The organism is Microcoleus sp. S13_B4, assembly GCF_036700885.1.
GTDB lineage: Bacteria > Cyanobacteriota > Cyanobacteriia > Cyanobacteriales > Microcoleaceae > Microcoleus.
Genome location: NZ_JAUBPU010000001.1, coordinates 1 through 10,813, shown reverse-complemented (window position 1 = coordinate 10,813; position 10,813 = coordinate 1). Strand labels below are relative to the sequence as shown.

At 46.8% G+C, this 10,813-nt stretch carries 11 protein-coding genes; 4 read left to right on the top strand and 7 right to left on the bottom strand.

Annotation, left to right across the window (positions count from 1 at the left end):
- Window positions 1-110: 110 nt before the first annotated feature.
- Window positions 111-263 carry a hypothetical protein gene (locus QT994_RS00055; protein ID WP_333170669.1) on the bottom strand — a complete coding sequence of 51 codons (153 nt, stop codon included), beginning with the start codon at window positions 261-263 and terminating at the stop codon, window positions 111-113.
- Window positions 264-360: 97 nt separating this feature from the next.
- Window positions 361-1,278: a carbohydrate ABC transporter permease gene (locus tag QT994_RS00050; RefSeq protein WP_333170667.1), complete on the bottom strand. Its 918-nt coding sequence runs from the start codon at window positions 1,276-1,278 to the stop codon at window positions 361-363.
- A 15-nt stretch (window positions 1,279-1,293) separates the two neighbouring features.
- Here QT994_RS00050 and rpsF point away from each other — a divergent pair, with 15 nt between their 5' ends.
- The 4 genes from rpsF to argJ all read left to right on the top strand — a co-directional run bounded on the left by rpsF (window position 1,294) and on the right by argJ (window position 4,421).
- The gene (rpsF, locus tag QT994_RS00045; RefSeq protein ID WP_006631907.1) at window positions 1,294-1,629 is read left to right on the top strand and encodes a 30S ribosomal protein S6; all 336 of its coding nucleotides are present in this window, start codon (window positions 1,294-1,296) and stop codon (window positions 1,627-1,629) included.
- Between the two features lie 832 nt (window positions 1,630-2,461).
- Window positions 2,462-2,656, top strand: a complete 195-nt coding sequence (locus QT994_RS00040) for a hypothetical protein (RefSeq protein WP_006631905.1) — start codon at window positions 2,462-2,464, stop codon at window positions 2,654-2,656.
- 61 nt (window positions 2,657-2,717) lie between these two features.
- Window positions 2,718-2,858, top strand: coding sequence for a hypothetical protein (locus tag QT994_RS00035; protein WP_190737482.1), 141 nt, complete (start codon window positions 2,718-2,720; stop codon window positions 2,856-2,858).
- Window positions 2,859-3,179: 321 nt separating this feature from the next.
- Window positions 3,180-4,421, top strand: coding sequence for a bifunctional ornithine acetyltransferase/N-acetylglutamate synthase (argJ, locus tag QT994_RS00030; protein WP_333081021.1), 1,242 nt, complete (start codon window positions 3,180-3,182; stop codon window positions 4,419-4,421).
- Between the two features lie 447 nt (window positions 4,422-4,868).
- Here argJ and QT994_RS00025 read toward each other — a convergent pair whose 3' ends face one another.
- The 5 genes from QT994_RS00025 to QT994_RS00005 all read right to left on the bottom strand — a co-directional run.
- Window positions 4,869-6,188: a hypothetical protein gene (locus tag QT994_RS00025; RefSeq protein ID WP_333170664.1), complete on the bottom strand. Its 1,320-nt coding sequence runs from the start codon at window positions 6,186-6,188 to the stop codon at window positions 4,869-4,871.
- A gap of 151 nt (window positions 6,189-6,339) precedes the next feature.
- A complete protein-coding gene (locus QT994_RS00020) occupies window positions 6,340-7,560 on the bottom strand; it encodes a decarboxylase (protein ID WP_333170662.1) in 1,221 nt (406 codons plus the stop codon).
- Window positions 7,561-7,685: 125 nt separating this feature from the next.
- Window positions 7,686-9,458: an asparagine synthetase B family protein gene (locus tag QT994_RS00015; protein WP_333170660.1), complete on the bottom strand. Its 1,773-nt coding sequence runs from the start codon at window positions 9,456-9,458 to the stop codon at window positions 7,686-7,688.
- Window positions 9,459-10,001 (bottom strand): DUF3859 domain-containing protein, encoded by a 543-nt coding sequence (locus QT994_RS00010; RefSeq protein WP_333170658.1) that lies wholly within the window; start codon window positions 9,999-10,001, stop codon window positions 9,459-9,461.
- A gap of 385 nt (window positions 10,002-10,386) precedes the next feature.
- The coding region (locus QT994_RS00005; protein WP_333170656.1) for a transposase at window positions 10,387-10,813 on the bottom strand (427 nt) is incomplete at its 5' end.

The window sequence follows — 10,813 nt, the reverse complement described above, 5'->3', positions numbered from 1 at the left end:
AAAAATCAGTTCGCCTTTCAGTTGTGAATGAGATTTCATTGCCATTTGCCCCGCAAATAGCCATGCACTTGATGATGGTCGCTCACAATTACCACAGTTTGTTTGATTCCTCAAACTTCTGAAGAGTCGATATCTCTTTCGCCGGTTAGGTGCGATCGCAATTTTTGCCTGTCTTGGGCATCGATCGCATTGGCAAATGCTACGATCGTATCTACAACCGCAGCGCGGTCAACAATCCAGCGGATTTCGGGTAGTTCGTGCATAGCAAATAAATTTTGTGAGTTGTATCGCAGAAGGAATAAATACTAATTTTAGACTTCCAATCCCCATGCCCCATGCCCAATGCCCCATGCCCTCATTCTATCCTTTGACTCCCGCAGCGGTTTCTGTTGGCACAATGTATTTTTGCAAGAGCAAAAATAGTCCTAAAACTGGAACAATAGAAATAATGGAACCCGCCGCAACTAAACGCCAATCTAAGGAAAATGTCCCGGCTAAATTGGCTACGCCTAAAGGTAAAGTGTAATATTCCGGCCTGTCTAAAACTAACAGAGGCCAAAGAAAGTCGCTCCAAGAACCGATAAATACGAAAATTCCTAAAGTGACTAAAGCTGGCTTAATTGCCGGAATCATGACGTGCCACCAAATGCCTAATTCGCTGCAGCCGTCGATGCGCGCGGCTTCTTCTAGTTCTTTGGGAACTGCTAGAAATGCTTGTCGTAATAAAAATATGCCGAAGGCCGAGGCTAGCCCGGGAAAGATTACGCCTAAATAACTATTTTTTAGTCCGAGTTGTACAGTCAATATGTATAGGGGAATCATGACTATTTGGAAGGGAATCATGATTGTGGAAATGATTGTGATTAAGATGGCTTCGCGGCCGCGAAATTTGAGTCTGGCTAAGGGGTAAGCGGCGAGGGCGCAAAAGAGGACGTTGATGCTAACTGTGAGGCCGGCAATTAGGGTGCTGTTGAACAGGTAGCGGCCGAAGGGGTTGGTTTGCCAAACTTTGATGAAGTTTTCGAGGGTTGGCTGTTGTGGCCAGAGTTGCGGGGGAAATTGAAAGATGTTTTCGTTGGGGGATTTGAGGGAGGTACTGAGCAGCCACAGCAAGGGAAACAGCATTAAAAGTGCGATCGCGCTCATGATGCTGTACGTCCACAGGGTGCTCCACCGCGAGGGAGTGCTGTTTGGGGAATTTGGTTTTTTAGTTTTGAGATTGTTCATTGTTGGGATATGATAATAAGTCCTTGCTTCGTGAGAAGCCTTGTTGTCCATAAGGGGATTATTGCCATGAAACCGTTTATTTACGAAACTATGTACATTCTGCGCCCTGATTTGGGTGAAGAAATGACAGACCAGGCGATCGCTAAATATCAAACTATTTTGCGCGATCAAGGTGCTGAAAGCATCGAAACTCAGCACCGTGGCAAGCGCCGTTTGGCTTACGAAATCGGCAAGCACCGGGACGGAGTATACGTTCAAATGAACTATACAGCTCCGGGCGCTGCAATTTTTACCCTGGAGCGCGCGATGCGTCTGAGCGAAGAAGTGATTCGCTATTTGACAATCAAGCAAGATGTGCCAGATGCACCTGAAGCGGAAGCTGAAGCGGAAGTCGCCGAGTAGCATTCGTGTCAACTTAACGTCTTATGTAGTACCAGCCTACTGTTTGACGATTGACCCGCTTATCCCCCAGTGCACCCTTCTTAATGGCTACCCTGTACACCCAATTTGAAAAACTAACGTAACGTCAGAGCCTTGCGCTCCCCCTCGCATCCCCCTTAAAAAGGGGCTAGGGGGATATCAGGAATTTTGTTTGGGTACAGCATAGTTTCTTAAGGGCGGGACTTGATGTTAATTGAAATTATAGGTGAATGGGCGATTGTTTTTCTAGGGGAGGACGATCGCTCTTTTTTGTGGCGAGGCTGCTGGGACTTAATCTATTTTTATCAACAAAGAAAGCTCGCTTTTTCAGGATGGCGAGAGCGATTCACTTAGCCCAACTCTATTATCTAGTTGACTACCAAAAAGTTGACTATGCTTGAGCATAGCTGGTTAATCATTGTAAGTCAAATTGTGATTCGCTACTTATAAAATTTACTCTTAACTAAGGCAAATTCGACTTTCTTGAGAGGCAAAATTCTGCATCTATAACTCTGAACCAAACTATAAAGTTATTTTGGCCCTTGGCAATTAGGTAGCCGCTAAAATGTGGCTCTTAGAAGATGAATATTGTCAAATTTTGCCAACGGCTGCTTGAGGTTGGGCCTGAATCAACTAGCCAAAGCTCGATCGCACTCCCTGCAACCTCGATCGAGATTCTCGCCCCATAGCCCAATTGTAAAGTTTTGTGACAATTGTAATTTGGTAGCTTTAGATACAGAATTGTCTGTTATAGTGATAAAAGAGAAGAAAAAACCAGCTCAACATTAATCTAAAGAATACCGAGGAACCGCATATGTCTACCGAAAATCAAGCTCGCTCTCTGATGATGCGCCACCACCAACTGGTGAAGAACCGCCAGCAATCCATGCTCAACCGCACCGCCACCGAAGTCGGGATGGAAGATACGCACTACTGGGGCCACATTCAAGGCAAACCGCAGCCCAGCTTTCAAGCTAGTTACGATCGCAGCAACGCCACTATGAGCTAGTGCCAGCTCAATTTCGACAATTGTCTACGAAGTTATTACCTATAATTTGGAGAAATCAGTTATGTCAACTCAAGAACAAGCCCGCACCCTGATGATGCGCCATCAACACGTCGTCAAAAACCGTCAGGAATCCATGCTGAGTCGTGTGGCTGCTGAAGTTGGTTTAGATGCTGGTTCTCCAGCGAATATCGATCGCAAATAACTCCTTTTTTCAACGGCGAGATAGTTGAATCGAGTTTGTGGTTTGCTAGCTAAAAATTAATAATGTCAATTACAAAACCGTCGCGACTTCTTGTTGAGTTCTAACTCTAGATTGGAAGTCGCGATTAGTTTTATGGGGAATTGGGAATTGGTAATATCTCGATCGTACTGCTTGTAGAGAGAGCAGTTTGAGCAAAGGGTGAGCTCAACGAGAGTATGATAGCCTCAAAAGTATACACATCACAAAGCATAAAAGATGTTTGTGCCGAGAAACTTGATATAATCCCCTTTCAGCAGATTGAAGGCTACTAGGGAGGTCATCATGTCGGACTGGAAAGAAATTGACGGCGGAGTTACAGCACCGAGAGGGTATCGAGCATCGGGAATTACAGCGGGCTTGAAGCCTTCAGGCTTACCAGATTTAAGTTTAATTTTGTCAGAGGTAGACGCGATCGCCGCCGGAGTCTTCACCACATCGACTGTCCGGGCCGCTTGTGTGGACTACTGCCGCCAGCGTTTGCAAGCTAAACCCAGCGCGAAAGCAATTTTGTGCAATGCGGGACAAGCTAATGCTGCTACTGGCGAACAAGGTTTGGCAGATGCCCTCGAAAGTGCCAAATTGTTGGGAGAAGCGCTGAATATTCCTCCAGAATCTATTCTTTTGGCCTCCACTGGCGTCATCGGACAGCGGATAAAAATGGAGCCGCTAAGGGCGGGAATTCCCCGATTAGTTGCTGAGGCATCAGAAACTGGTTCCGATGCGGCGGCTAAGGCTATTTGTACGACTGATTTAGTGCCGAAAACGATCGCCCTGGAAACCATGTTTGGCGATCGACCCGTCCGCATCGGCGGCATTTGCAAAGGTTCGGGAATGATTCACCCGAATATGGCAACAATGCTGGCATTTGTAACTTGCGATGCAGCAGTGTCGTCGCATTTGTGGCAAGAAATGCTGAGTCGGGCGGCTAACAGAAGTTTCAATCAAATTACTGTTGACGGCGATACCAGTACCAACGATTCGCTAATTGCTTTGGCGAATGGTCAATCTCGCACACCAGCGATTACAGAAATGGGGGCGGATGCTGAAAAATTAGAGGCGATGCTGACAGAAGTTTGCGTACATTTAGCAAAGGCGATCGCCCGTGACGGCGAAGGTGCAACTTGCTTGGTAGAAGTGCAAGTTAGTGGCGCGCTGGATGAAGTTTCTGCGAGTAAAATTGCCAAAACAATTGTCGGTTCTTCTTTGGTGAAAGCTGCTATTTTCGGACGCGATCCGAATTGGGGCAGAATTGCGGCGGCGGCTGGGCGCGCTGGTGTACCTTTCGATCAAGAGAATTTGCGGATTCAATTAGGGGATTTTTTGATGATGGAAAACGGACAACCTAAAGAGTTCGATCGCGCTGCTGCAAGTAATTATATGAAAGCGGCTGCGGAGGGGGAATATTTGAAGGCTGATACGGTTGTAATTCAGGTTAGTGTCGGGAATGGCAGCGGTTTTGCGAAAGCTTGGGGATGCGATTTGAGTTACGACTACGTGAAGATTAATGCCGAGTATACGACTTAAATAAGTCCGGGCGGTTAAAAGTCCTGGTGGTTAGAAACCGCGCCTACACAAACAAAACCAGACGAGAGAAAGTTGAAGGCAAATTTCACACATTTTAAACTAAATTTCCCCCCGTGGGGGGAAATAAAAAAACCTGTTGCTGATTTACGGTATGAAGCCCTAAATAGGCCCGTCATAAAAACCAGTACCCACAAAGCTTTTAAATTTTAAAGTTATTTTTTCATACTCTGATTAAGCAAGGCCCAAAAGCTTTATGATGCAGCACCTCATCTCAAGCAACTTATTTTAATTGCAGGTTTGGGGCATGATAATATCTCAGACCTGATTGAAAGTCCTCAGTTGAGGGATGGCATGAAAAAATACATTCAGGAGGTTAATGCCACAACAGGAAAATACTTCTTCTTGGGTTCATGTTTCTTATCTGATTACAAAGTTTGAAAGCACGCCCTAACCAAAACTATCGGAGACAAACACATAGCCACCACCATACCCAGCAGCATTATCCACTAATATTAAGCCGTCATTAATCTGCGGATCGCCACTCTGAGCAAGTCCATAATTCACCACGCGCAACAACCGCTGCGGCGTAAAAGATTCCAATTCCACAAAATTACCTGCATCCAGCCATGCTAGTTCTTGTGCTGTTAAACCTTGCCTCACGGTGTCGGGTAATTGACGAGCGCTTTGTGCCATTGTTTGAGATTGCTGTACAAACATATCGCGGGTTTCCAAGATTTGACGGGGAGAAATTCCCAAATCCAAAATCGTGACGGCTTGATTTGCAAACCAGTTTGGACTGGTTCGTAATTGATGTACTAAACTAACTCCAGCAGGGTTCGCATCGTGCAGCGCATAGACTTTTAAATCGGCATTGCGTCGCAGCATTTCGATTACGGTGTCGAAGATGCTTTGGGGATAGCCACTGATGCTGAGAATGGCGCAGTTGTTCTCAAAATGGACGTTGTTGGCAATCAGGAATTGGGCGATTTCGTCACTGTCGCAGATAATTGCGCGATCGAAACTGTAGGCGCTAACTTCGGGATCGATGCTGGCGGGTAAAGCTTCTTGGCGAGGTGCAGGGAGCAGTTTTTCTACTGTTCCGTTCACTGTTTGCCAGCGTTGCAGCCACTCATTACTCTGGGCTGCATTGACGAGAAATATTTCACCAATTATCTGTTGACGATTTTTTTGTGAAATGCTGAGCCAGTAGGACAATAGTCCTAGTGCAGAGGCTACGATGTATCCTGGAAAATAATTAAATATCAAGCTTCCTGAAATCCCTGTTACTAAAATAATTATTCCTAAAGTTTGTAAATTTGTGGCATTAATTCTTCTGCTGCGAACACTTTGCTCGGTAGATTGGCTGTTCACGAAAAATACCCCAATCCAAATAATATTGAAAACTGTCCACACAATCAAAAATTCCGCAGCGTAAGAAAAGACATAGCTAATGAATATACCGCCAAAGATTACCATGAAAAAGCTCTGACCTAAATATCCTAAAATCCACCTCCAGAGGTTAGATGAGGTGCGATTTTTCAGCCGTTTATCCATCAAATACAAAAACTGTTTGGGCGTAAAAAATAACATATTTTGGCTGGAAATATCTGCGATCGCCTTCTGAAAAAACGGATCTGTGAATGCGAATTTTTTATCGGTGATAGTAGTGGGATCAAACACAAATGGATGGTTGCACTGTTTGCAACGACCTGAGTTGATGGTACGATCGCGCAAATTGTTGTCGGTATTACACTGGACGCATTTCATTCCCATTTCGGTTACTCCTGATTAATTTAATGGATTTATATGGTTGGGGTTTGTTTCGGAATGATTTTACCGCAGAGGCCGCAGAGGAAGAGAAGAGAGATAATAAGTAGAAGGAAGAAGGAAGAAACTATGCCCAATTCCCAATGCCCAATTAAAATATTTGCCCGTTTAACAAAATAGAATAGTCTTCTCGCTGTCGAATTAATCGATCGCCCTTAGCATCAATCAACACCTCAGCAGGGCGGGGGCGGTGCAGAAAATGTGACGACATCGCATAGCCGTAAGCCCCGCTATCCAAAATCGTGATCGCATCTCCAATTTTGAGTTTCGGTAGCCAACAGTTGCGCCCCAAATAATCCCGCGAATAAGTCGTGTTGCCGCAAATATCCGTTTCATGTCGCGATACATCGTCGGTTTCCCAAGTTGCGATCGCCCGATAGCCCCCGTGCACCGCAGGCACCGATAGATTTGATACAGTCGTATCCACGCCGACAATTTGCCTATCGCCCAACCACTTCACCGACACAACTTTCGCCAGCAAAACGCCACAACCTGCGATCGCCGATCGTCCCGGTTCAATCACCAACTCGATCGGGCGAGATAGCGCACTCAATCGTTGAGTAATCGCCGCACCAAACTCCCCCCAGTCAAACACTGCGCCGCCTCGATAGGGATAGCCAAAACCACCGCCAAAATCGAGGGTTCGCCAATGGGGCAACAGTTGGGCGATCGGAATTAGGCGATCAATCGCCTGCGTAAAAGCACTCGTGGCGTTCGTTCCTGTCCCCCGATAAAAATGCAATCCGGTAATCCTCAACCCCTGCTGCTGCGCGATTTCGTTGGCTTTCTCAAATTCGGCGGGACGCACTCCAATCCGACTGTCTCCCGTCAATTCCGGTGAGTTGAGGCGCAGTCCGATTTCGGCACGGATTGATCGCCCTTGACTCGCGGAATATTCGCAGAAATCCTGGAGTTGCGACAGACTATCGAAGTTAAATCGATCGATCTTCCACTCGATCAATTGCTGAATATCCGCCCTGTTGAGGTTACTGCCGGTGTAGACAATGCGATCGCTCGTAAAACCCGCTTTCAGTCCTAAAAAAACATCCCCCGGTGTATTCGCGTGTAGCCCCCAACCAGCTTGTTGAATCAATTGCAACAGAGCAATATTGCCGTTGGTGACGGCGGCAAAATGAAACTGAACGTGGGGATAGTCGATCGATCGCGTAATGTGCTCAAGGGTTTGATGGAGGATCTCGGCCTGATACACATATAAGGGCGAACCATAAGTTGACAAAAGTCGCTTGGCTAATGCTTCGGAGAACGGCGGCGAATGTATTTTGGTTTCATTCTGTAGCAAAGATTCAGTCATATAGAAGAAGTTCGGCAACGGATTTTGTAACGGATGTAACGGATGTTCGGCAACGGATTATTTAACGGATTTAACGGATGTTCGGAACAGGGAAGATTGTAAAATCAACAGTCAACAGTCAACAGTCAACTGTCAACCATCAACCTCCTTCGATATTTCCAAATGCGCTGCCCGATCGCCGGTGGCAACCAAAACACATGATCGAGCGATCGCTTAACCGGAATTTCGCCTAAAACCTCGGTTCGCCATGCCTGCCACATCAGCAGCAACCAGAGATTATTGCCAATATAGCGATCGCGCATTGCAACTCCGAGTTGTCCCGATAACATCGAGTCAGCCAAATGGGGCTGCCAGCAATTTTGCGATCGCAACAGATTCGGATTCAGCCGATCGCCGATCGCAGCCCAAAACTCCCGGTAATACCAAACCTTCAACGGCACACCCATCCCGCGCTTTTCGCGCCAGACAATTTCCGGTGGCAGCCAGCGTTCGGAGGCTTTTTTGAGGATGTATTTTTCGCACGCACCTTGCAGTAGCAGCTCTCCTGGCAGTTGAAACGTCCAGTCCGTGAGGTCGGGGTCGCAGAAGGGCGATCGTACCCACAAACCGCAAGCAAACCCCAATGCCGTTGCCCTCGGCTGAATATTTTGGGCACCTTTGAGCATCAGTGAAGCGCGTCGTAGCCTCGCTAGCAGGGAAGGACAGGTTTCGGGAGCGATCGCGTCTTGCAGATAAACGCTCAAATCGTGAGACTGAATGCGATCGAGCATTTCTGGCGAAAAAATCTGTTTCTCATAACCATAAAATCGCTGAAACGTCCGCAAATACTGCTGTTCAAAAGTTTCTTTTCCGGCAGGATGTTCTGCACTGAAAACTCCGTGTGCAATCAAAGGCTTGTTTGTCCATCCGGCAAATAGCTGATCGCCATTCTCGCCATTGAATACAACTCGCACCTCTTGCGCCGCCGCCTGTTTGAGCAAAAACAGCGGGGCTGTTGTGCCATCTCCATAGGGTAAATCGAGGGCTTTGGCGGTTGGCCCGATCGCGCGCAACACTGCATCGCCCGTCGCCGCCACTCGGATCAGCGGAATCTGAAAAAAGTCCGCCACCTGTTGGGCGTAGGGCAGTTCTGAATAGGCTTCGACACCAAAATCGAGGGCATAAGCGCGCACCTGCAAGCCCGCTTTGACTAGCAGCGCCGTCACCAGGGAAGAATCAATGCCGCCGGAGAGTAAAACGCCAACGGGTTCGTCGATCGGCAAATCTGCCACCTGTCGATCGATCGCCTGTTGCAACAGCGCTTGCAATTGTGTGATCGGCTCATCTTCACTCCGCAGTAATTGGGGCGCTTCTTGCCAAGCTGATTGCAGCGATTGCACTTTCGGTAACGGCATCGCATCACCATCTGCTATTTGCCAAATTATCTCGTTTCCGGCTGCTACCGATGCAATTTGCTCGATCGGCGTTAACGGCGTGGGCACGTAGGAAAAACAAGCATAGCTGTGTAGGGCGATCGGGCTAATTTGAGGGGAAGCAATCAGCGGTAGCAGCAATTGTATTTGCGTCGCAAACCAAATCGTTTCTCCCAACTGCATCCAATAAAGCGGCACTCGCCCAAACGGATCGCGCCCCAGCCGTAGCTGTTTCGCTTCTACCGCCGCCCAAGCATCTCCGGGAAAATCGGTTGGCCCAAATCGCCCGCAAGCATTCAGCGTCACTGTGTCAGCCGTGAGTACAGAGGCAGAGGCGATCGCCCATTCTGATAATTTGCCCTGTCGGATGCAGTAGTCAGGCACTAAACGGCTAAGCGTTTTTGTGCGTGAAGCAAAGGTATCCCGTAGGGAATCGTCCAGTCCCCAATAGCCGATAAAATGTGAAGGTTTGCCGATCGCACCCATCTATTTCACCGTGAAAGGTTCACTGCTGATGACGCGCCCATCCAGGGACATCCGAACTTCCCATTTGCCTGGGGCTGCTGCAGATCCGAGATCGTAAAAGCAGTGGGTATTCCAAACCGCAGTATTGATCGTGCGAGTTTGATAGCGGCCCTGATGCACAGTTTGACCGCTAGAATTAATCCAGTCGCATTGTAAAGACAACTCACGACCGATTGGGGCATTTTGCAACGTCACCTGGTAGTAAACGCGGGGATTGATTTGACGGTTGACTTGAGTAAGGCTGTCACCGCCCTTTTGAGATAAGGCAATTCGGTCTTCTCCGGCGACAATTTGAGCAGTTTGCTGCTGCTGATTTTGCCCGAACAGCACGCCTATACCGATCGCAGAAATGACAACAATTGTCGAGGCGATCGCGATCCAACGGTTGCGTCGCTGCTGTTGTTCTAGGGCTTCGCGGCGGCGCATTTGGGCGATCGCATCTTCTAAAAGCTCATCAGGAAGATTCAACTCTCGTAAAATTTCTCTTACCTGATCGGGCTCCAATTCTCACTCGCGCTGCTGCGATAACTTGTCAATTTCAGCGACTACCTGTGCTAACTGAGCTTGAGTGAGCCGAGTTTCCATAAAGTTGTTCACTATTAGTATCTGTAATGTTCTTTCCCACTAGAAAGTTAAATATAGCGATCGCCTCTCTCTTCTCGAACTCAGCGCCCTCTGCGCTCTCTGCGGTTAAATTACTCATATTATTCAATAAACAGCTCTCTAAGTCAATTCATAAAAATCATAACTTTAACCTCATAAAATTCATACAGCGTTTCCCGCTGTTATGAGGTACAATAGCAACAGTTAGCTTTCCCAATTTCTTAAATGCTGAGGATTTATTAAATTGAGGGCAACTGCTATTATTCTCTCAATCATATAGCCTTTCTCAGAAAGATGAGGTACAATAACAGCAGTGTGTAAACCAGTTAAAAATATTTGATGACGTAACTTGACTGAACGCCCACTCTATGGATTTGGCTAATTCTTGATAATTAGTAGTCTTGATAGAACGGAGAATGATTTTAAGCTTTGACCAGAGATTCTCAATTGGTGAAAAATCTGGTGAATAAGGAGATAAGTATATTAATTTTGCCCCTTTTTTTTCGATCGCTTTTTTAACTTCTTCTCCCAAGTGAATGGGACAATTATCCATGACTACACAAGCACCTTTCCATAGTTTTGGCACAAGTTTTCTGATAATAAAAGCTTCAAATGTAATTGCATCAGTTGGGCCTATTAGATTAACCGATGTCAAAATTTCCTTGACTGACATTGCTCCAATTATTGAGACATTTTTGCCACGTTTAGTTGGT